The organism is Rhizobium sp. NRK18 (assembly GCF_024385575.1).
Lineage (GTDB): Bacteria > Pseudomonadota > Alphaproteobacteria > Rhizobiales > Rhizobiaceae > JANFMV01.
The window spans coordinates 1,823,371-1,844,984 of record NZ_JANFMV010000001.1 but is presented as its reverse complement, the minus strand read 5'-3'; the positions used below and the strand labels follow the sequence as shown (position 1 = coordinate 1,844,984).

20 protein-coding genes are annotated in these 21,614 nt (G+C 62.7%); 4 read left to right on the top strand and 16 right to left on the bottom strand.

From position 1 onward, the window contains the following. The first annotated feature begins 166 nt into the window (after window positions 1-166). Both NN662_RS08515 and NN662_RS08510 read left to right on the top strand, forming a co-directional pair. The gene (locus tag NN662_RS08515; RefSeq protein ID WP_261929852.1) at window positions 167-1,318 is read left to right on the top strand and encodes an efflux RND transporter periplasmic adaptor subunit; all 1,152 of its coding nucleotides are present in this window, start codon (window positions 167-169) and stop codon (window positions 1,316-1,318) included. Next, window positions 1,315-4,470, top strand: coding sequence for an efflux RND transporter permease subunit (locus tag NN662_RS08510; RefSeq protein WP_261929851.1), 3,156 nt, complete (start codon window positions 1,315-1,317; stop codon window positions 4,468-4,470). Before NN662_RS08515 ends, NN662_RS08510 begins: the two co-directional genes overlap by 4 nt. A gap of 280 nt (window positions 4,471-4,750) precedes the next feature. On the opposite strand, the gene ccoP is transcribed toward NN662_RS08510, so the two are convergent. The 4 genes from ccoP to ccoN are packed head-to-tail and all read right to left on the bottom strand — an operon-like array spanning window position 4,751 to window position 8,156. Continuing rightward, window positions 4,751-5,623, bottom strand: coding sequence for a cytochrome-c oxidase, cbb3-type subunit III (gene ccoP, locus NN662_RS08505; RefSeq protein WP_261929850.1), 873 nt, complete (start codon window positions 5,621-5,623; stop codon window positions 4,751-4,753). 3 nt (window positions 5,624-5,626) lie between these two features. Continuing rightward, window positions 5,627-5,779 (bottom strand): cbb3-type cytochrome c oxidase subunit 3, encoded by a 153-nt coding sequence (locus tag NN662_RS08500; protein WP_261929849.1) that lies wholly within the window; start codon window positions 5,777-5,779, stop codon window positions 5,627-5,629. Window positions 5,780-5,792: 13 nt separating this feature from the next. Next, window positions 5,793-6,524, bottom strand: a complete 732-nt coding sequence (gene ccoO, locus NN662_RS08495) for a cytochrome-c oxidase, cbb3-type subunit II (RefSeq protein WP_261929848.1) — start codon at window positions 6,522-6,524, stop codon at window positions 5,793-5,795. 12 nt (window positions 6,525-6,536) lie between these two features. Beyond that, window positions 6,537-8,156, bottom strand: coding sequence for a cytochrome-c oxidase, cbb3-type subunit I (gene ccoN, locus NN662_RS08490; RefSeq protein ID WP_261929847.1), 1,620 nt, complete (start codon window positions 8,154-8,156; stop codon window positions 6,537-6,539). Between the two features lie 203 nt (window positions 8,157-8,359). Between ccoN and NN662_RS08485 the strand changes: the two genes are divergently transcribed. Next, a complete protein-coding gene (locus NN662_RS08485; RefSeq protein WP_261929846.1) occupies window positions 8,360-8,896 on the top strand; it encodes a hemerythrin domain-containing protein in 537 nt (178 codons plus the stop codon). Between the two features lie 31 nt (window positions 8,897-8,927). On the opposite strand, the gene NN662_RS08480 is transcribed toward NN662_RS08485, so the two are convergent. The 7 genes from NN662_RS08480 to hemN all read right to left on the bottom strand — a co-directional run bounded on the left by NN662_RS08480 (window position 8,928) and on the right by hemN (window position 15,854). Beyond that, window positions 8,928-9,902, bottom strand: coding sequence for a lipid A biosynthesis lauroyl acyltransferase (locus NN662_RS08480; RefSeq protein WP_261931910.1), 975 nt, complete (start codon window positions 9,900-9,902; stop codon window positions 8,928-8,930). A 5-nt stretch (window positions 9,903-9,907) separates the two neighbouring features. Next, window positions 9,908-10,936, bottom strand: a complete 1,029-nt coding sequence (locus NN662_RS08475; RefSeq protein WP_261929845.1) for a zinc-binding dehydrogenase — start codon at window positions 10,934-10,936, stop codon at window positions 9,908-9,910. 58 nt (window positions 10,937-10,994) lie between these two features. Further along, on the bottom strand, window positions 10,995-12,281 hold the full coding sequence (locus tag NN662_RS08470) for a beta-ketoacyl-ACP synthase (RefSeq protein ID WP_261929844.1): 1,287 nt from the start codon (window positions 12,279-12,281) through the stop codon (window positions 10,995-10,997). A 13-nt stretch (window positions 12,282-12,294) separates the two neighbouring features. After that, entirely contained in the window at window positions 12,295-13,500 is a 1,206-nt protein-coding gene (locus NN662_RS08465; RefSeq protein ID WP_261929843.1) for a beta-ketoacyl-ACP synthase, read from the bottom strand. Between the two features lie 12 nt (window positions 13,501-13,512). Next, window positions 13,513-13,995 (bottom strand): 3-hydroxyacyl-ACP dehydratase FabZ family protein, encoded by a 483-nt coding sequence (locus NN662_RS08460; RefSeq protein ID WP_261929842.1) that lies wholly within the window; start codon window positions 13,993-13,995, stop codon window positions 13,513-13,515. Window positions 13,996-14,095: 100 nt separating this feature from the next. Further along, complete coding sequence (locus tag NN662_RS08455; RefSeq protein ID WP_003495848.1) at window positions 14,096-14,380, bottom strand: acyl carrier protein; 285 nt, start codon at window positions 14,378-14,380, stop codon at window positions 14,096-14,098. Window positions 14,381-14,507: 127 nt separating this feature from the next. Continuing rightward, on the bottom strand, window positions 14,508-15,854 hold the full coding sequence (hemN, locus tag NN662_RS08450; protein ID WP_261929841.1) for an oxygen-independent coproporphyrinogen III oxidase: 1,347 nt from the start codon (window positions 15,852-15,854) through the stop codon (window positions 14,508-14,510). Between the two features lie 231 nt (window positions 15,855-16,085). Here hemN and NN662_RS08445 point away from each other — a divergent pair, with 231 nt between their 5' ends. Beyond that, window positions 16,086-16,808 carry a Crp/Fnr family transcriptional regulator gene (locus tag NN662_RS08445; RefSeq protein WP_261931909.1) on the top strand — a complete coding sequence of 241 codons (723 nt, stop codon included), beginning with the start codon at window positions 16,086-16,088 and terminating at the stop codon, window positions 16,806-16,808. Window positions 16,809-16,888: 80 nt separating this feature from the next. Here NN662_RS08445 and NN662_RS08440 read toward each other — a convergent pair whose 3' ends face one another. The 5 genes from NN662_RS08440 to cobA form a co-directional block, all read right to left on the bottom strand. After that, a complete protein-coding gene (locus tag NN662_RS08440) occupies window positions 16,889-17,317 on the bottom strand; it encodes a L,D-transpeptidase (protein WP_261929840.1) in 429 nt (142 codons plus the stop codon). Between the two features lie 129 nt (window positions 17,318-17,446). Then, complete coding sequence (gene cbiB / locus NN662_RS08435; RefSeq protein WP_261929839.1) at window positions 17,447-18,421, bottom strand: adenosylcobinamide-phosphate synthase CbiB; 975 nt, start codon at window positions 18,419-18,421, stop codon at window positions 17,447-17,449. Then, entirely contained in the window at window positions 18,421-19,425 is a 1,005-nt protein-coding gene (cobD, locus tag NN662_RS08430) for a threonine-phosphate decarboxylase CobD (protein WP_261929838.1), read from the bottom strand. The genes cbiB and cobD overlap by 1 nt, the downstream gene beginning before the upstream one ends. Beyond that, a complete protein-coding gene (locus tag NN662_RS08425) occupies window positions 19,422-20,729 on the bottom strand; it encodes a cobyrinate a,c-diamide synthase (RefSeq protein ID WP_261929837.1) in 1,308 nt (435 codons plus the stop codon). The genes cobD and NN662_RS08425 overlap by 4 nt, the downstream gene beginning before the upstream one ends. Beyond that, window positions 20,726-21,532 (bottom strand): uroporphyrinogen-III C-methyltransferase, encoded by an 807-nt coding sequence (gene cobA / locus NN662_RS08420; protein WP_315972587.1) that lies wholly within the window; start codon window positions 21,530-21,532, stop codon window positions 20,726-20,728. Before cobA ends, NN662_RS08425 begins: the two co-directional genes overlap by 4 nt. Window positions 21,533-21,614 lie beyond the last annotated feature (82 nt).

Sequence of the window (21,614 nt, the reverse complement as noted above, 5' to 3'; positions counted from 1 at the left end):
ACTGGTGCGAACATGTCACAATCGCCCCGCAATTGCACCAGGCTTTCCGCACATTTAATCAATTGATTATTTACAAGCGAAACCCGCCATTTATATAGTGCGCCGCAACATGCCCCTCAGCATATTCAATTTTTTCCGATTTCGACTTTAGACAGGGTGACGATTCATGTTTTCAAATTTCCCCAAAACGTCCGGCATGACTGCGTGGCTCGCCATGCTGGCGGCCATGCTGACGGCGGCTCCCGCTTCCGCCCAGCAGGCGCCGCCGCCGCCCGCCGTGACCGTCATGGACATCAAGCCGCAGACCGTTCCCCTGTCGTTCCAGTATGCCGCCCGCATCTCCGCCTACAGCAATGTGGAGGTCCGTGCGCGGGTGGGTGGCATCCTGCTCAAGCGCAACTTCATCGAAGGGTCCGAAGTTCAAAAGGGCGACGTTCTCTTCAACATCGATCCGGCCCCTTACGAGGCAGCGCTCGCTCAGGCGAAGGCGCAGCTGCAGCAGGCACAGGCCCAACTCGATCAGGCCAGGCGCGAGGAGACCCGTGCCACCAGCCTGTTCGATCAGAAGGTCGGCAGCGAAAAGTCGCGTGACGACGCCATTTCATCGCGCGAACTTGCCGAAGCGTCCGTCGCCGCGGCCAAGGCAACGGTGCAGACGGCCGAGCTCAATCTCGGTTACACCTCCGTCACAGCGCCGATCAGCGGCATCACCAGCCTGCAGCAGGTTCCGGAAGGCAGCCTTTTGAGCACCAGCGAGTTTCTGACCAGCATCACCCAGCTCGATCCGGTCTACGTCAACTTCTCCTTCTCCGACAGCGAGGCCGCCGAGGTTCGCCATCTGCTCGACATGCGCAAGGCGAATGGCGAAGAACCCAAGCTGACCGTCGACATTTCGTTCGGCGACGGCACGGAATATGACAAGAAGGCGACCGTCGACTTCACCTCCTCGTCGATCGATGTCGAGACCGGCACGCTGCAGGCTCGCGCCATCGTGGCAAATCCGGAAAAGCGCCTTCTGCCGGGCCAGTTCGTGCGCGCCACGGTCACCGGCGTTTCGCTCGACGACGCGATCCTCATTCCCGAGGTCGCGCTGATGCAGGGCGCCCAGGGACAGTTCGTCTACACCGTCGGCGAAGACGGCAACGCCAAGATCTCGCCGGTCACCCTCGGCCGCAAGGTCGCGGAAGGCTGGATAGTCGACAGTGGCCTGAAGGCTGGCGACAAGCTGATCGTTGAGGGCATCATCAAGGTACGGCCGGGCGGCCCCGTCCAGCCGACACCGGCAGCCGGCGCCGAGAAGGTGGCGGAAAGCAAATGAATTACCGCTTCTTCATCGACCGGCCGGTCTTTGCCGCCGTTATCTCCATCGTCATCGTTCTCGCCGGTTTCATCACCCTGCGGCTTTTGCCGATCGCCCAGTATCCGGAACTGACGCCGCCGCAGGTGGTCGTCACTGCCAACTATCCCGGCGCCAGCGCCGAAACCGTCGCCCAGACCGTCGCCGCCCCGCTCGAACAGCAGATCAACGGCGTCGAGAACATGCTCTACATGCAATCGTCCAGCACCAATGCCGGCACGATGCAGCTGACCGTGACCTTCGAGCTGGGCACCAATGCAGACCAGGCGGCCATCGACGTCAACAACCGCGTCCAGCGTGCCACGCCGACCCTGCCGCAGGACGTGACCCGCCTCGGCGTGGTGGTTGCCAAGCGCTCCACCTCGATCCTCGGCCTCGTCGCCATGTATTCGCCGGACAACAGCTATGACCGGACCTATATCGGCAACTACGCGCTCCTGAACGTCATCGATGACCTTAAGCGCATCCCCGGCGTGGGAGATGCACAGCTGCTCGGCGATATCGACTATTCGATGCGTATCTGGCTGCGGCCCGACAAGCTGGCGCAGTTCAACCTCACGCCCAGCGATGTCGCCAACGCCATCCGCGAACAGAATGCCCAGTTCGCAGCCGGTCGTTTTGGCGAACAGCCCGACCCCAACCAGCTGGCCTTCACCTATTCCGTGACCACACAAGGGCGGCTGCCCGACGTCGGCGCCTTCGGTGACATCATCCTGAAGTCGGATTCGAACGCCGCCACGCTCCGCCTGAAGGACGTGGCCCGCATCGAGCTCGGAACGAAGAGCTATGCGGTCTCCAGCACCCTGAACGGCACGCCGGCGATCCCGATCCTGATCTACCTGCAATCCGGCGCCAACGCGCTGGACACCATGACCGGCGTCAGGACCAGGCTCGACGAGCTTCAGACCGCCTTCCCCAAGGGCATCACCTACCAGATCCCGTACGACACCACGAAGTTCATTCAGGTTTCGATCGAGGAGGTCATTCACACCTTCATCGAGGCGATCATCCTGGTTGTCGCGGTCGTCTTCATCTTCCTGCAGAACTGGCGGGCGACCCTCATCCCCGTCATCGCCGTGCCGATCTCGATCATCGGCACCTTCGCCGGCATCTACATCCTCGGCTTCTCGATCAACCTTCTGACGCTTTTCGGCCTCGTGCTGGCAATCGGCATCGTGGTTGACGACGCCATTGTCGTGCTTGAAAACGTCGAGCGCCTGATGTCGCAGGAAAGGCTGCCGCCAAGACAGGCAGCGATCAAGGCGATGAGCGAGGTGACCGGCCCGGTCATCGCGATCGTGCTGGTGCTTTGCGCGGTGTTCATTCCGGTCTCGTTCATGGGCGGCCTCGCCGGCGCCATGTACAAGCAGTTCGCGGTGACGATCGCCATTTCCGTCGTCCTCTCGGGCATTGTCGCCCTCACCCTGACGCCGGCGCTCTGCGCGCTGATCCTCAAGCCCGGCCATCAGGAACCGATGCTGCCGTTCCGCCTCTTCAACCGGTTCTTCGACCGCGTCACGGCGGGCTACACGGCCGGTGTCCGGTTCCTGCTCAAGCGTTTCGTGGTCGGTCTCGTCCTCGTCTGCGGCCTTCTGGGCGCGACCGCCTACATGTTCACCACCCTACCCGGCTCGCTGGTTCCCTCGGAGGACCAGGGCGTGCTGTTCCAGATCGGCATTCTGCCCCCGGCTGCATCATTGAGCCGCGCCGAAGCCGCCATGGAACAGTCGAGCCAGATCACCCGGCAGCATCCGGCCGTCAAGGACGTCTTCTCGGTCGCCGGCTTTGACCTGATCTCGGGCGGCCTGAAGACCAATGCCGGCACGGCCTTCGTGACCCTGAAGGACTGGGACGAGCGCAAGACGCCCGATCTCGACGCCCGCAATCTTGCCGGCCCGCTGATCGGCATGAACATGGGCATCAAGGACGCGCTGATCCTGACCTTCAACCCGCCGCCGATCCTCGGTCTTTCGACCACCGGCGGCTTCGAAACCTACCTGCAGGACCGCACCGGGCAAGGTGTTGCCGGTCTTGCCGACCAGACGCAGAAGCTCGTCGCCGCGGCGGCCAAGCGTCCGGAACTGACGAACGTCCGCACCACCTTCGATGCCAACGTGCCGCAGTTCCGCGCCGATCTCGACCGCGCCAAGGCCAAGGCGCTCGGCGTTCCGATCAACTCGGTGTTCGAAGCCATGCAGGCAACCTTCGGCAGCCTCTACGTCAACGACTTCACGCTTTACGGCCGCAACTACCAGGTCAACCTGCAGTCAGAGGCCCTCTTCCGCGAATCGCCCGACGATCTGCGTCAGGTGTTCGTGCGCTCCGACAGCGGCAAGATGATCCCGCTCGACTCGCTTGTCAGCGTCAAGCGCATCGTCGGACCGGACCAGCTGGAGCGCTTCAACGCCTTCATCGCCGCCAAGATCACCGGCGAGCCGGCCCCGGGCTACACCTCCGGCGACGCCATCAAGGCCATGCAGGAGGTTGCGAAGGAAAGCCTGCCGACCGGCTACAACATTGCCTGGACAGGCTCCGCCTATCAGGAGCTTGAAACCAGCGGCTCTGGAAATCAGGCAATGATCTTCGGCGTCATCATGGTCTTCCTGATCCTGGCGGCGCAGTACGAGAAGTGGAGCCTGCCGCTCGCCGTCATCACGGCCATCCCGTTCGCCCTCTTCGGCGCACTGGCGGCAACGATGCTGCGGGGTCTGACCAACGACGTCTACTTCCAGATCGGCATGGTCACGCTGATCGGTCTGGCGGCGAAGAATGCGATCCTGATCGTCGAGTTCGCCGTTCTGAAGCGACAGGAAGGCAAGAGCGCGGTCGACGCCGCGCTGGAGGCAGCAAGGCTGCGCTTCCGGCCGATCGTCATGACCTCGCTCGCCTTCATCCTCGGCGTCGTGCCGCTGGCGATTTCCACCGGCGCAGGCTCGGCGAGCCGCCACGCGATCGGCACCGGCGTCATCGGCGGCATGCTGGCGGCAACCTTCATCGCCACCTTCTTCATTCCGATGTTCTACCGGCTCATTGCCTGGAAGGACCCGAAGAAGGTCGACGAGCACGACACCGCGCACCTGCCGCACGGCGCGAAGGCCGATCCGCAGCACTGAGCGGCGGATCGACGGACAAGAACAAGGCCGCCCGGCTTCAACACCGGGCGGCCTTTTTGCTTTCGCCATCGCCAACGGCTGGAAACAGTCCAGACCATGGACGCATCATTCCCTCACCCTTTCCGCCCGCACGCCATCCAATCCGCATGGGAGCAAGTCAGAGCCGGAAAACGATGGGCGACAAGATCGGCCTGCCGCACCAATGAAGTCCCCACGCAAAAGCCGCCCGGCGATCACCGGGCGGCTTCCTGTCTTGGTCTGTCGGGGACGAAGCCTTGGCTTATTCGCCGCCGCCCAGCGAATGGACGAAGACGGCCAGTTCCTTGACCGTGGTATCGCCGAGACGCGCCGTCCAGGCCGGCATGACGCCGTGCTTGGGAGCGGCGACCTGGGCCGCGATACCGGCCTCGCCGTCCGCCTTCAGCCAGATGGCATCGGCAAGGTTCGGCGCACCGAAGTCACGTCCGCCCTTCGCGTCCTCGCCATGGCAGGCTGCGCAATTTTCGGCGAAGACCTGCTTGCCGGGCTCGACCAGCGCCGGATCAGACGGCGTATTGGTCAGGCTCCAGACATAGGCTGCGACTTCCTTGACCTGCTGCGGTTCGAGAATGTCAGCGAAGGCCGGCATTTCGGAGACCCGGGTGTCCGGATCCTGGTCGTAGCGGATGCCGTGCGCGATCGTGGTGTAGATCGCGTTGATGTCGCCACCCCACAGCCAGTCGTCGTCGTTGAGGTTCGGATAGCCCTTGCCGCCGGCTGCACCCGAGCCGTGGCACGGCGCGCAGTTGACCTTGAACGCAGCCGCACCGCCGGCAATCGCAAACTGCGACAGCTCGGGGTCGGCGGCGATCTGATCCACCGGAGTTGCCGCGATCTTGTCGAGATACACGGCCTGCGCCGCCTTGGCGTCGGCCATCTGTGCGGCAAAATCGGACCGGTTGGTCTGGTTCAGGACACCCTTGGTATTTGACGTCAGAAGCGGCCATGCCGGATAGAAGATCGTATAGGCGATCGCCCACAGGATGGTTGCGTAGAACGTCCAGACCCACCAGCGCGGCAGCGGGTTGTTGAGCTCGCGGATCCCGTCCCACACGTGGCCGGTGGTCTCGACGCCGCTCAGGTCGTCGACATGTTTGTCATGTTTGTCCGACATCTCTTAGTCCTCCTTCAGAGGGATGGATGCGGCCTCGTCGGCGGCCTTCTTGCCGCCGGGGCGTAGGGTGAAAAGGATCACGCCGGTGAAGAACAGGAGCATGGCGAGCAGCCCCCAACTGTCGGCGAAGTGACGCATGGCGGTATAGGTTTCCATGGATCAGACCTCCTTACCGGTAGCCCGAGGCATCGTCGTAGGTCGAGAAATCGACCAGCGTGCCGAGCATCTGCAGATAGGCAACCAGAGCGTCCATTTCGGTCAGCTCCTTGGGATTGCCGTCGAAGTCCGCAAGCACGGCCTTCGGGTAGCGGGCCTCGAGACCGGAGGTATCGGCATCCGGATTGGCCTGCGCTTCCAGGTCGGCCTGGGCATTGTCGATCATCTCCTGGGTATAGGGAACGCCGACCATCGCATTGGCCTTCAGATGTCCTGCGACATCCTCGAACTTCAGCGGCGTGGTCTTCAAGAACGAATAGCTCGGCATCACCGATTCCGGCACCACGTCACGCGGTTCCGTCAGGTGCTGGACGTGCCACTCGTTCGAGTAGCGGCCGCCGACGCGGGCGAGATCCGGACCCGTGCGCTTCGATCCCCACTGGAAGGGATGGTCGTACATGGATTCGGCTGCCAGGCTGTAATGGCCGTAGCGCTCGACCTCGTCGCGGAACGGGCGGATCATCTGGCTGTGGCAGACATAGCATCCTTCACGGATGTAGATGTCACGGCCGGCAAGCTCAAGCGGCGAGTAAGGCCGCATGCCCTCCACCTTTTCGATGGTGTTCTGGAGGTAGAAGAGCGGAGCGATTTCCACGATACCGCCGATCGTGACCACCAGCAGGGACGAGACCAAGAGCAGGGTCGCGTTGCGTTCGATGACGCCGTGTTTTTCAAGTATGGACATGGGTCCGGCTCCTTATTCTGCGGCCTGCATCGCGGGTTCCGCACCGGGAATGGGTGCTTCGTTCCGCTGATGGCCAAGAATGGTCATGGTGACGTTGAAGGCCATGATCAGTGCCCCGGCCAGGTACATGGCGCCACCGACGGCACGCAGCACGTAGTAGGGGAACATGGCGGCGACCGACTCGGCGAACGAGTAGACCAGGAAGCCCTGGCTGTCGTATTCGCGCCACATCAGGCCCTGCTGGATGCCGGCGACCCACATGACGGCGGCGTAGACCACGATGCCGAGGGTTGCGAGCCAGAAGTGCCAGTTGACCAGGCGCAGGCTGTAGAGGCGTTCGCGGTTCCACAGCTTCGGCACCAGGAAGTAGATCATGCCGAACGAGATCATGCCGACCCAACCGAGCGCACCCGAGTGAACGTGACCGATGGTCCAGTCCGTGTAGTGGCTGAGCGAGTTGACGGCCTTGATCGACATCATCGGGCCTTCGAAGGTCGACATGCCGTAGAAGGCGATGGCCATGACCATCATGCGGATGATCGGATCGGTGCGGATCTTGTCCCATGCGCCCGAGAGCGTCATCAGGCCGTTGATCATGCCGCCCCAGGAGGGCATCCACAGCATGATCGAGAACACCATGCCCAGCGTCTGCGCCCAGTCCGGCAGAGCGGTGTAGTGCAGATGGTGCGGACCGGCCCAGATGTAGAGGAAGATCAGCGCCCAGAAGTGCACGATAGACAGCCGGTAGGAATAGACCGGACGGTTGGCCTGCTTGGGAACGAAGTAATACATCATTCCGAGGAAGCCGGCGGTCAGGAAGAAGCCCACCGCATTATGGCCGTACCACCATTGTGTCAGTGCGTCCTGCACGCCCGAGAAGGCCGAATAGCTCTTCACGCCGAGGAAGGAGACCGGCACGGCCATGTTGTTGACCAGGTGCAGCATGGCGATGGTGACGATGAAGGACAGATAGAACCAGTTGGCCACGTAGATGTGGCTCTCCTTGCGCGTCAGGATCGTGCCGAGGAAGACGACGAGATAGGCGACCCAGACGAGCGTCAGCCAGATATCGACATACCATTCCGGCTCTGCATATTCGCGGCCCTGGGTGATGCCCAGCAGATAGCCGGTCGCGGCCATGACGATGAACAGCTGGTAGCCCCAGAAGACGAACCAGGGAAGCGAACCGCCGAAAAGACGGGCGCGCGAGGTCCGCTGCACGACATAGAAGGACGATGCGATCAGCGCGTTGCCCCCGAAGGCGAAGATCACTGCGGACGTGTGCAGCGGACGCATGCGGCCGAAATTGAACCATGGCTCGATGTCGAGATCCGGAAAGGCCAGCTGCAGCGCAACGACGACACCGACCAGAAAGCCGACGACGCCCCAGAAGACGGTGGCGATGACGCCGTAGCGCACGACATCGTCGAAATATTCAGACTTCGCGGCGGCGGCGGAAGCGCCGACCGGAGCGAATGTCACCCGCCGCAACATGACGATCGTCGCGGCAAGCAAACAGAAGAACGCCACCCACATATGGGCGGCAAACAGACTGTCATGGGCAAAGGCCACCCCGAGGAGTGCAAGAAATGCCCCCAAGGCCAATGCCACTGTTTCCAAAGTATAATTCATTGTTGGTACCCCCAACGGCTTAAGAAATTCGCGTTGGGACCGATTCCGCCGAATGCCGGACTCGCCCCCTTCGTCCAGCGAACACTTCTCATTCCGGGGCCGCAGCCACCTTGATCCAAATCAATGTTGGGAGCCGCTTTTCAATCGATACAGAAGCCCTGGGGGAACTGATTTGCCTGCATCATCACGACCGGAGGGTGAAAATGATAAACACGGGTGAAGGAAACGAAGGTGGTGCGCTGCCCGTCGGAAACCTGCGTTCACCGCAGACCCGGCCTCTGGCCTGGCTTCTGGGCGTTCATCGCGAGCAGCTTTCGCTCTGCGACCAGCTGGAAGAAATTGCCGACTCCCTGCCGTCGAGCGTCAACCGGCAGAAATGCATCTATGCCGCAAAGGCTCTGGGACCGCTGATCAAGGGTGCCCATCACTACGAGGAACATGTCCTCTTCCCGTGGCTGGAACAGTCGTCACCTGAAGATGAGTCGCTTCGCGAAACGGTCTCGCGGCTGAAGTTCGAACACTGCGAGGACGAGTGCTTCGCCGAGGAACTGACCGACGCGCTGCTGCGGCTGGGATCGGGAAACCCGGTCAACATAGAGGCGACCGGCTACATGCTGCGCGGCTTCTTCGAAACCATGCGCCGCCACATCGCCTTCGAACGGGAACATCTCCTGAAGAAATATTCGGCGGACACATTGGTCTCAGCACCGCAAGGTCCGAACCAGTCGGACACGCACTGACACACGGGGCCGGGGGACAGGTCTCCGGCCTTTATTTGCGCTTCTTCGGCTTGCTCTTCTTGTTGAGGCCGAGCTTGCCCTTGCCCTGCCAGCGGTCGTGATACCACAGCCACTGCTCGGGATATTCCCGCACCCAGCTTTCAACCTTGTCGTTCAGCATCTGTGCCGTCGCCGTCACGTCGACCGAGCCGGCCGCGGTGCGCGGTACCTCCACCTTTTCCTCGATCTCCAACCGGTAACGGTTGCCCGGCAGGCGGATGCAGCGGGCCGGATAGACGTCGCAGTTGAACTGGCGCACCAGCTTGGCGAGCAGTGGATTGGTCTTCACGTCGCGATCGAAGAACTGGGTGACGAGCCCCTTGCGGAACTTCTGGTCGACCAGCACGCCAACGCCGCCGCCGCGATCGAGTTCGGCGGCGAGTGCGAAGGAAGATCCGGCATGCGACGGCACGAGATTGCCCATGCGGGCGGCGCGGAACTGGAAGATCTTGTCCGCCACATAGGGATTGTTCGGCGGACGGAACAGCACGGAGACGTGCAGGCCATAAGCCGCGCCGGCAACTGGCAGCATCTCGAAACACCCTGTGTGGGCGGTGAACACGATGAAGGGCCGGCGGTTTTCCATGAGGTCGAGGAAGATCGGCACGCCGCCGACTTCCACCCTGCCCTCGCCCGGACGCTCGGGATCGAAATCGAAAAGCCGGTCGAGATAGACGTATTCCGCCGCCATGCGGGCCATGTGGCCCCAGCTGCCGACGGCGATCGCCTCGATCTCTTCCTTGCTCTTTTCCGGAAACGCCTCGGTGAGATTGTAGATCATCAGCCGGTGGCGCTGCAGTTTCGGACCGAACTTGCGACCGATGGCATCGGCGAAATTGATCGCGGCGTCCGCCGGAAAGATCTTCAGGATCGTCAGGAACCCGAACAGCGCCTGCGCCGCCGCCCATTGGCGGAAGCGATAGAGCGCGACCGCCCACCGATAGAGAAGCGATTTCAGGACCTTCATCGGTTTCAATCGATCTTCAGGACGATCTTTCCGAAGACCTGCCGGGTCTCCATCCGCTCCAGCGCCTTGTCGATGTCGTCGAAGCCGACTTCCGTGTCGATGACCGGATGCACGAGGCCGCGCGCCATCTTCTGCATGGCGTTCGCCATGTTCTCCATCCGGCAGCCGAACGAACCGAACAGCTTCAGCTGCTGCTGGAACAGCATCATCAGGTTGATGTCGGTGGAGACGCCCGACGTCGAGCCGCAGGTGACCAGACGGCCGCCGCGCTTCAGCGAGAACATCGATCCCGCCCAGGTGTCCTTACCGACATGTTCGAAGACGACGTCGACGCCCTTCTTCTTCGTCAGCTTGCGCACCACGCCTTCGAAGCGGTCGGTACGGTAATTGATGACGTGGTCGGCGCCGAGCGCCTTGGCGCGCTCGATCTTGTCGTCGGAGCCGACGGTGGTGATCACCGTGCAGCCGATCTTCTTCGCAAGCTGGATCGCCGCCGTGCCGATGCCGGAACCGCCGGCATGGATGAGGATTGTTTCACCGGGCTCGAGCTTGGCATTATCGAACAGCATGTGCTCGACCGTGCCGAAGGTAACCGGGGCAAGTGCCGCGCCGACCGCATCGACGCCGGGCGGTGCCGGCACGAGGAGACGGGCCGGAAGGTTCACCTTCTCCTGGGCAAAGCCGTCGAGATGGAAACCATGCACGCCACCGACATGTTCGCAGAGATTGTCGCGGCCTTCGCGGCACGCACGGCAAAGGCCGCAGGTGCGCGCACCGTAGATCGACACGAGCTGTCCCGGCAGGACGTTCGACACGCCAGGCCCGATCGATTCGACCACGCCCGCAGCCTCGGCACCGATGACCAGCGGCATCTTGCGCTTGGCAAACGCCATGCCGCGCCAGCCCCAGACGTCGATGTGGTTGAGTGCGACCGCCTTGACCCTCAGCGTCACCTCGCCGACGGCCGGAGCATCCGGCTCGGGAAGATCGGTGATTTCGAGTTTGCGGTCGTCGACCAGTTGCAGTGCACGCATAGACAAATCCCTCGCCCCGTTGGGCGTGATGTTTTCCGTTCGTTTCGTGGTTGTCCGCTTACGCCGGTTCCAGCGTCATGACAAGGCTGGCATTCTGCCCGCCGAAGCCGAAGGAATTCGACAGGACCGCGTTGACCTGCGTATCCCGCTTGACGTTCGGAACCACATCCAGCGCGATCGTCGGATCCGGATTGTTGTAGTTGATCGTCGGCGGCAGCGTGCCCGTCAGCATGGACTGGAACGAGAAGACCGCCTCGACCGCACCGGCCGCCGTCAGCGTATGACCGATCATCGACTTGTTCGACGAGACCGGGATGCCGGTCAACCGATCACCGAAGACGGCCAGCATGGAACCGTATTCCATCTTGTCGTTTTCCGGTGTCGATGTGCCATGGGCGTTGATGTAGCCGATCTGGTCTTCCGACAGGCCGGCATCTTCGAGCGCGGCGCGGATCGTCGCGATCGCCGGACCGCCGTCCGGGGACGAGCGGGTGCGGTGGAAATGGTCGGCCTTCTCGCCGCAACCCTTCATGATGCCAAGCACCTTGGCACCACGGGCAATGGCCGATTCCAGCGATTCCAGCACCAGCGTCGCCGATCCTTCTGCGATGACGAAACCGTCGCGGTCCTTGCTGAAGGGCTTGGAGGCCTGCTGCGGCGGATCGTTCTGGGTCGACAGCGCCGACAGTAGCGAGAAGCGAATGACCGCCTCGGCGCTGATCGATCCGTCGGTGGCAACCGTCAGCGCACGGGTCGCACGACCCTGGCGGATCGCCTCGACGCCGAGCTGGATAGCGGTGGCGCCGGATGCGCAGGCCGTCGACAGCGTGACCGGCAGGCCGCGCGTGCCGAAGCGGTCGGCGAGCCGCTCGGAGATCGCACCGAAGAGTGCTGCCTCATGGAACGCCGGATCCGGACGCTCATGCATGGCCGCCAGGAAACGGGCGTAGACATCACCGGCTTCTGCCGGCGGGGCCGAGCGGTCGGCCAGCTCGAAGCGGGCGCTCCATTCGGGCTCGATCGGCGGTGCGGCGAGGAACAGCGGGCCGCCGAAATCGCCGGAAAGACCCGCCTGCGCCAAGGCCTCGACGGTCGTATCGCGCGCCATGGCGTAGGACCGCTCGACCGCGTTCGGCACGGGAATGTCGATGAAGTCGACCGAACCGCAGATGCGGGTGGACAGCTGGTCAGTCGGGAACCGGGTGATCGTGTGAATGCCGGAGACGCCGGAGGTCAAAGCCTTCCAGTTGTCGGCAAGCCCCTGTCCGAGCGATGTGATGACACCCATGCCGGTGACAGCGACGATCGGCCGGCCGAGATGATCGAGATAAGCGGATTGGCTCATGCTACCGGTCCTTTCAAGCGTTTGCAGACAAAAGCGCGGCACCTTCGCCGCGCACATGGCCGACGGTGGTGACCACGGCCTTGGTCGCCGGCGCAGTCATTAGGGCTTCATGGTCCGGATCGAATGCCGGCACGGCTGCCTTTTCGTCGAGAGCCAGTGCTGCGAGCGCCAACCCGAGCGGGAACTGCACCTCGATGGAGTGGCCGAACAGGCCGCCATAGCCGCGCACCGGCACATCCGGCAGCTTATCGCCAAGCACCGTCAGTTCACGGGACGACAGTGACGGGAAGCCTGTGGCACCGCTGAAGATGACGCCATTGGCAGCGGAAACACCGGCGGTCGTATCGTCGAGCAGACGGCCGAGGCGGGCCTCGAACTTGCCTTCGTCACGACTGCCGCGATCCCCCTCGATACCATCGAGAGAGGCATAGATATGCGCGCCCCGCGCATTGGCATGGGCACGCGATTCCAGCACCAGTAATGCGCCGACGGAACCATAGATCATGCCACCGTCTTCGCCTTCGCGCGACCAGAGCGGCGTCCAGTCGCCCGCCACCAGGCCGCGGATCGATTCGACCAGTAGCAGCGCGTCGGCCCGTTCGGCGACGAAGGCGCCGCCGACGAGCGAATGGGTCGACTGTCCGGCCTTGATGCGCGCGAACGCAGTCTCGACGGCGGAAATGCCGGCGCCCTCCTCGCCCATGAAGGTGCGGGACGACCCGGTGACCTTGTGGACGATGGAAATATTGCCGGCCAGAAGATTGGACAACTGGGCGAGAAACAGCGTCGGGCGCAGTTCCGTCGTCAGCTTTTCGTTGAGCAGGACTTCGCGGTCGTTGCGCTTCAGCGCCTCGTCGGCGATCAGCGTGTCGACATTGATGTCGCGCTCGCCGCCGCCGGCAGACACGATCATGTCCATGGTGCCGCAAGCCTCGGCGTCGTCCTTCAGGCCGGCATCGGCCAGCGCCAGGCCGGCCGCGAACACGCCGGTGCGCTGCCAGTTTTCCATCTGCCGCTGATCGCCGCGCTTCGGGATCTGTTCGGACCAGTCGATTTCCGGCAGCGGATGCACCGGATACGGCTTCAGCCGCTCGGCATCGACGACGGGAACAGGCGTATCCTTGGCCGTCAGCACCGCGACATGCGGCGCCTTGCCGACGCCGAGGCTGGTGACGATCCCCACACCGGTGATGACGACATCATTGTCCGCTTTGGTCATGCATTATCCTCTTTAAGCGCGTGCGGCGTCGATCGCCTTGATGAGCCCCACCTCTTCGGCGCGCTTGCGCACGATGCCGGCAAGCGGCACCTCGTCGAACGGCATGGTCCTGAGCTTGAGCTGCGCATCGCAGACCTTCTTGCCGGCCGCGGTGATCTTGGCTTTCGTCACCGCGAACCCGGAACCGTCATGCTCCAGAAACGCCTCGATGTCGAGCACGGTCTCCGGTTCGACAAAGGTCCGCATCTTCGCGCCGTCGACAGACATCAGGAAAGGCATGGCGGCGAAGTTGGAATGGGCGAGCACGAGAAAACCGGAGGCCTGCGCCATCGTCTCGATCAGAAGCACGCCGGGCACAAGCGGCATTCCCGGAAAATGGCCCTCGAAAACGGGGCTTTTTGCCGGCACCACGGAGCGGACCTTGATCCGCGCCTCGCCTGCATCAAGGCTCAGCGCCTCCACCTCGTCGATCATCTGGAAATATTCCAGCAGCATTCACGCCTCCGGTATCACAATTACCAAAAACCCCGAAAAGTACATGTTCGACTTTTCGAGGCCCCGGTTTTCCATGCATTACAGGCAGTTTGTCGCCGTGTCAGCCCTTGGCTGCGCGCAACTCGTCGATCTTCGCACAGAGGTTCTTCAGGACGAAGTACTCTTCAGTGGAAACCTTGCCTTCGTTGACTTCCTGCGTCCACTGCTCGAGCGGAATCTTGATGCCGAATTCCTTGTCGATGGCGAAGACGATATCAAGGAAGTCGAGACTGTCGATCCCCAGATCGTCAATCGTGTGGCTTTCCGGAGTGATCGTCTCGCGATCGATTTCGCTCGTTTCGGCGATAATGTCAGCGACCTTGTCGAATGTAGCAGTCACGCCCATACCTCTTGATCATAATAGATTCTGCCCCCTCATAGGGAAATATGGCGGGATTGCCAATGCTTTCTGCCGGTCCGCCGGAAATTTGCTGACACAGTGTTGCACCTGCGCAAAGGTTGGCCGCCGGGCGTCAGACGGCAAGCGAGTGCCTGCCCTTGCCATTGGCGAGATAGGCGTCGAACACGGCGGCCACGCTGCGGGCGAACGGCCGGCCGTCATCCGTCAGCAAAAACACGTCGCCGTCGAGCCGGCAGACCTCCGGCAGATCGCGCGCAGCCACCCTCGCCTCGGCAATCACGGTCTCGGCGATTCTCGGGTAGAGCGTGCGCAGTTCGGCAATGGAAAATCCGAAGTTGCACATTAGCCGCTCGATGACCCATGCCCGCATCCGGTCGCCATCGGTCAATGCGATGCCGCGGACGGCGGCAAGGCCGGTCTCGTCGACCATGCGCTGATATTCGGATGTCGCATGCATGTTCTGGACGTAACCCTGCGGCAACTGGCCGATCGAGGACGCACCGAGCCCGATCAGCGCGTTTGCCGGATCATCGGTATAGCCTTGGAAATTACGCCGAAGCTCGCCGTTTCGTTCGGCATTAGCGAGACTGTCGTCAGGTTTCGCGAAGTGATCGATGCCGATCGGCTGATAGCCGGCCTCGACCAGCATCCGCGCCGCCTCCTGCATCTGCAGGAACCGTTCGGCCGTGTCCGGCAGCGCGGCTTCCGGAATCATCTTCTGATGCTTCTTCATCCATGGCACATGCGCATAACCGAACAGCGCAATGCGGTCCGGGCCGAGGCTGACGATGTCCGAAATCGTCTCGCGCAACGTCTCCAGCGTCTGGTAGGGCAGTCCATAGAGAACATCGCAGTTGACCGAGCGCACCCCCCTCGCCCGCACCGCCTCGACGACCGATCTGGTCTGCTCGAAGGTCTGGATCCGGTTGATGGTCTCCTGCACCTTGGGATTGAAATCCTGGACGCCGAGGCTTGCCCGCGTCATGCCGATCGCGGCCAGCGCATCATAACGGGGCTCATCGAGATCGTTCGGATCCATCTCGACGCTGATTTCGACCGAGTCGGAAAAGGTGAACGCAGCACGCAGATCCACCATCAGCGTCGTCATGTCCTCGGGAAGCAACATGGTCGGCGAGCCACCGCCGAAATGCACGGCAGTGACAACAGCATCCTTCGACACGTTCTGGCCGATTTCGGCGATCTCGCGCTTCAGCGAGGTGAGATAGGCGCGGATCGGCTCATACTTCAACGTGTGCTTGGTATGGCAGGCACAGAACCAGCAAAGCCGGTCGCAATAGGGAATGTGCAGGTAGAGCGACAGCGTCTGTCCGGCACCGAGCGCCCGCAACCACTGGCGATAGACACTGCTGCCGATGCCTTCATGGAAATGTGGCGCGGTTGGGTAGCTCGTATAGCGCGGCACGGCACCGGAGAATTTTTGAAGAAGAATCTGGCTCACAATTGCGACACTCGTTCCCGTGTAAAGACAGGAACAGTAGATAGGCGATTGCACTGCGGGCGCGATTGATATCGATCAATTCCACAGTCGGAATCGAATTCTGGGAGCCAAGACACCCGCATCCCCAGATTTGACCATGGTCAAAAAACCATGAGGGAATAGGATAGTACTGGTTCTGCTAATGCAACCGGACTAAGGATGACGGGGATGATGATGAGTACTGTAACGGCCATGCGCGAACGGGAAGACATTCACAACTCTGCAATTCCGGTTGTCTGCCGCGCCTGCGAGGCCCGCCACGGCGGTCTTTGCGGCGTTCTCTCACCCGAACAGTTGCAGGAACTCAACCGGCATTCGAGCCGCAAGGCCGTCGAGGCCGGCCGCGAGATCATCGCCCAGGGCGAGGAAATCACCTCCTACTCCAACATTCTGAAGGGCGTGGTCAAGCTCTCGAAGATGATGGCGGACGGCCGCCAGCAGATCGTCGGACTGCAGTTTGCCCCGGATTTCATGGGTCGCCCGTTCCTGGAAGAAAGCGCACTCACGGCCGAATCGGCCACCGACACCGAGATCTGTACCTTCCCGAAGGCGGTGGTCGACCGGATGCTGACCGGCACCCCGAAAATGGAGCATCGCCTTCATGCCCAGTCGCTGAAGGAACTGGACGAAGCCCGCGAATGGATGCTGACGCTGGGCCGCAAGAGCGCGCACGAGAAGGTCGCGAGCTTCCTGTACCTCATAGCCACGCATATCGATCCCGAGCACGGAAGACGGAATGCCTTCGAGCTGCCCTTGTCGCGCGCCGATATCGCCGACTTCCTCGGCCTGACGATCGAGACTGTCAGCCGGCAGATGACCAAGCTGCGCAAGGATGGCGTTATCGTCATCGAGAACAACCGTCATGTGACCGTGCCGCATCTCGACCGCCTCGCCTGGGCGGCCGGCAACGACTGACTGCAACGAGAAAACGCTCCCGAAATCGAAAAAGCCGCGGTCCGATGCCGCGGCTTTTGCTTTGCCAAGATGCGCGAGCGTCAGCGCTGAATGATGATGCGCGTATTGCTGAGCCCGTTGGCCTGGGTCAGCGAATAGAGCACTGCCGCGTTTTGCGGGTGTAGGCGCACGCAGCCATGCGATGCCGGCGTGCCCAGCCGACGAATGTCCGTGGTGCCGTGCACGGCATAGCCGCCATTGAAGAAGATGGAGAACGGCATCGGCGCATTGTTGTACTTGCGCGAGCGGTGGTTCTTGGAAAGCCACTTGGCCGAATAGGAACCGGTCGGCGTACGATATCCGCTGCGCGCCGTGGATACCTTCCAGCGATACATCGTCCGGCCGTCCTGGATAACGGTCATCGTCTGCGTGGAAAGATTGATCTTGGCGATCAGGTTCGCCGCACTGGCGTCGATCGTGAAAAACTGCGCGCATAAAAGCGTCGCCGCAGCAGCAAGAAGTTTACGCATGAAAGCCCCCTCGGCCTGTTGTTGGAACATCCGGTTATCCGCACGGTCACGCACGAATGGACCGTATATCCCGTTCCACTTCTAGAAATGGTGAAGACCGCCCCAGCAGCCCGGGAGAATTTTGAAATATCATAAGCTAAAAGTAAATATGACCAGTACGATTACTGTCAGGGCACAGCATGCGAGCAAGTAGATCCGCAATGCCGTTTCGATATCCTTGACCGATGCATGCGTCCTGCCGGCGCCGTTCAGCATGGGCTCCATGACGACTTCGCCGTGATAACGCCGCGGCCCGGCAAGCTGCAGGTCGAGCGCGCCCGCCATGGCCGCTTCCGGCCATCCGGAATTCGGCGAACGGTGCAGGTTGTTGTCGCGGAGAGCGATCCGGACCGTGTTGACGGCCGCATCACTGCCCTTCGCCGCAAGCGCGCCCAGTGCGATCAGCAGGACGGAAAGACGTGCGGCAGGCCAGTTGGCAAGATCGTCGGTGCGGGCAGCCGCAAAGCCGAAATCGCGGTAGCGCTCCGTCTTGTGGCCGATCATCGAGTCGGCCGTGTTCAGCATCTTGTAGGCAAACAGTCCCGGCAGCCCGGCGATCGCAAACCAGAAGGCCGGCGCGACGGTCCCATCGGAAAAATTCTCTGCAAGGCTCTCGATCGCCGCCCGGCATATGCCGGGCTCATCAAGCGACTTCGGATCGCGCCCGACGATCATGGCAACGGCCTGCCGACCGCTTTCAAGGCCGCCGGTCCGCAATCCGACGGCGACAGCCCGGACATGGTCCGAAAGGCTCTTCTGCGCCAGGAACACCGATGCGACGACGGCTTCCAGCAGAATGCCGACGACACCCAGCTTCAGGAAGAAGGCGTGCATCAGGATGCCGGCAAGGCAGGCGCCGAGAAGCAGGATCGCCAAAGCGACGAAACCGTTCTGCCGGCGCGTCTCAGCGGCAAGCCGATCTCCGTTCAACAGCTTCTCCAGGCTTGAAATGGCCTTGCCGAACCAGACGACCGGATGCGGATAGCGCCACCACAGCCGGTCTGGATCGCCGACGACGAGGTCAATGACGAGCGCCAGCAGCAGGGTCAGGAAATGCGCGGCCATCAGAACCCCCGGAAACCGGCAAGCGCAGCGGCGAGACGCCGGTCGCCCGCCTCGTCAGCAGCCAGGCCGACCCTGAGCCAGTCATCTTGATAGTCGAAGCGGCGGACGAGGATGTGGTTTTCCGCAAGATGCCGCCACAGCCTCTGCGCATCGGCCGTCTCCACCAGCGAGAACAGCGCGGTACCGCCGACCGTCGCAAGACCGGCATTTGTCAAAACCGCATCCAATGCGGCCTTGCGGCCGAGAATGCGGTTTCGCACCGCATCCGTGTCCGACCCAAAGAGATCCGCTGCAATCGCCAGCGCCGGCCCGGACACCGCCCATGGACCGAGCCAGTCCGCAAGATTATCGAGCAGATCCTGCCCGCCAATGACGAAGCCGAGCCGCAATCCGGCGAGACCGAAGAACTTCCCGAAGGAGCGCAGCACGACGAGACCCGGCATCGCTGAGACTTGGCCCGCGACGCTCATCTCCGGCAGCACGTCGCCGAAGGCTTCGTCGACGATCAGCAGCCCGCCATCCGCCTGCAGCCGGTCATGAAGGGCTGCGAGGTCGTCACGGCACCACCTGCGTCCATCCGGATTGTTCGGATTGACGACCACGGCAGCCGCATAGCCGCTGCCGATATCCGCGATCGAGCCGACGGTATCGACCGCAAATCCGTTGGCGGAAAAGACTCGCGCATACTCCCCGAAAGTCGGGGAAACGATGGCGACGCGGCCGGTGGACCCGGCAAGGCGCGGCAGCAACTGGATGACCGCCTGCGTGCCGGGTGTGGGAAGGGGCAGGATCGCTCCGCTGCCGTAATAGGCAGCAGCCGCCTGCCGTGCCGCATCGAAGAGATCGCTGTCGGGCAACCGGTGCCAGACGTTTGACGGAAGAGCCGGCGTTTCGCATGGAACGGGGTTGATCCCGGTCGAGAGATCCAGCCAATCGGCCGGGCGTCCTCCGAACCGGCGTGCCGCGGCGGCAAGCCCGCCCCCATGGACGATCCCGCCGGTCACCGGCTCTCTCCCGCAAGGTCGATGAGGTGCATATAGGACCCGCAGACATTGCCGCGCACGAGCCCCGCTTCACCGAGATCGGCACCAAGCGCGTCGCTGACGCGGAAAAGCCGGCCGCCGTCGCCTTCGCTGACCACGGTCGAATAATGGAACTCATGTGCCGTCATCGGCCCTTCAAAGGGCGCGCCGGCAAGCGGAACGACGCGCCGATAGCCGAGATGCCGCTTTCTGTCGGCAAAGCTGGTCACCAGCGGCAACAAGCCGAGCATGGCATGCCGGGCGCCCGCCGCGTCGATCAATCCGTCGCCGAGCACCATATAGCCCCCGCACTCGCCATAAATCCGTGCGCCGCGCAAAGCAGCGCCCTGCATCCCCTGCCGGAACACGGATGCCGCCGCGAGCGTGGCTGCATGCAATTCCGGATAGCCGCCCGGCAGATAGACCGCATCCGCCTCCGCAGACGGCGCTTCGTCGGCGAGCGGCGAAAAGAGCCGGATCTCGGCCCCGGCAGAACGCCAGCCCGCCAGCACATGTTCGTAGGAAAATGCAAACGCCATGTCGCGGGCAACGGCAATGGTCTGACCAAGCGGCCTCATCGGCTCGCCTTCGACGGTGGCTGCCGACGTCAATCGGGATGGTGCAAGACCATCAAGCGTCTCGAAATCGAAAGAGGCGTCGATCGCGTCTGCGGCCCGCTCGATAAAAGCCTCGAGCCCGGCATGCTCGCCGGCCTGAACGAGACCCAGATGCCGCTCCGGAAGCGCCAGCCCGGCATCCTGCCGGATGACGGCGAGGATCGGCAGACCAAGGGGGTTCAGCGCCTCCCGCAGCATCGCCTCGTGACGGTCGCTGCCAACCCGGTTGAGGATCAGCCCGGCGACACGGATGTCGCTGCGGTGGCCCGAAAACCCGCGCACCAGGGCGGCCACCGAATGGGACATCTTGGCGCAATCGACGACCAGCAGCACCGGCAGGCCGAGAAGCGCCGCAAGATCGGCGGGAGAACCGCTACCGTCCGCCGCTCCGTCGAAAAGCCCCATCATCGCCTCGATGACGAGAAGCCCGCCGCCCGCCTGCAGATGCGCGGCCTGACCGGCAAGCAATTGCCGACGCATGGCCCAGGGATCGAAATTGAAACAGGCCTCGCCGCAGGCCGCCGCATGGAAGGCCGGGTCGATGTAATCCGGTCCCACCTTCCCCGGCTTTACCGCCAAGCCCCGGCGCTTGAGCGCGCGCAGCAGTCCGAGCGTCACGGTCGTCTTGCCGGCGCCGGACGACGGCGCGGCGATCATGATACCGCTCATTCGGCGGCCTTTCGCATCAGGGCAGGCTCGAACCAGGACAGCGATGGACGCAGCTTCACCACATCGCCGACGACCACGATGGCCGGCGGCTCAAGCCCCGATGCGACGAGATCGGCGGCAGCCCGCCCAAGCGTGGTCACCAGCACGTGCTGATCGTCCGTCGCCGCGTTGCAGACGAAGGCGACGGCTTCGTCCGGCCGTCGGCCCCCTGCCATCAGCTTGTCGGCGATATGCGCCATGTGCTTCATCGCCATGTACATGACGATGACCCGGGAACCGCGCGCGATTGCCTCCCAGTCGATCTGGTCCGGCACGACGCCGGACGAATCATGTCCTGTCAGGAAGGTGACGGCGTGGTTGACCTCGCGATGCGTGACCGGGATGCCGGCATAGGCCAGCCCGCCGATACCTGCCGTGATGCCGGGAACGATACGGAACGGCACCTTGTGGGCGAGAAGTGTCAGCGCCTCTTCGCCTCCCCGTCCGAACACGAAGGGATCGCCGCCCTTGAGCCGCAGCACGCGCTTGCCCTCTTTGGCAAGCTCGACCAGTCGCAGAGAAATGTCGGCCTGCCTCGCGGAAGGCTTCCCGCCCCGCTTGCCGGCATATTCCAGGATTGCGTCGGCGCGAGCGAGCTTCAGGCAGCTTTCATTGACCAGCGCATCGTAGACGATTGCATCCGCCTCACCGAGCGCCTTCGCCGCCAGCAGCGTCAAAAGCCCCGGATCGCCAGGCCCCGCCCCGGCCAACCAAACATGTCCCGGCTCCATCGATGCAAGCCCGGAAAGAAGAATGTCGTTCATCACTCAAGCTCTATGAAGAACCAGGCAAAAATGCAATCTGGCTCGCACCCATCTTCATCTTTCTCTCCGCTTCCGCCTCGCC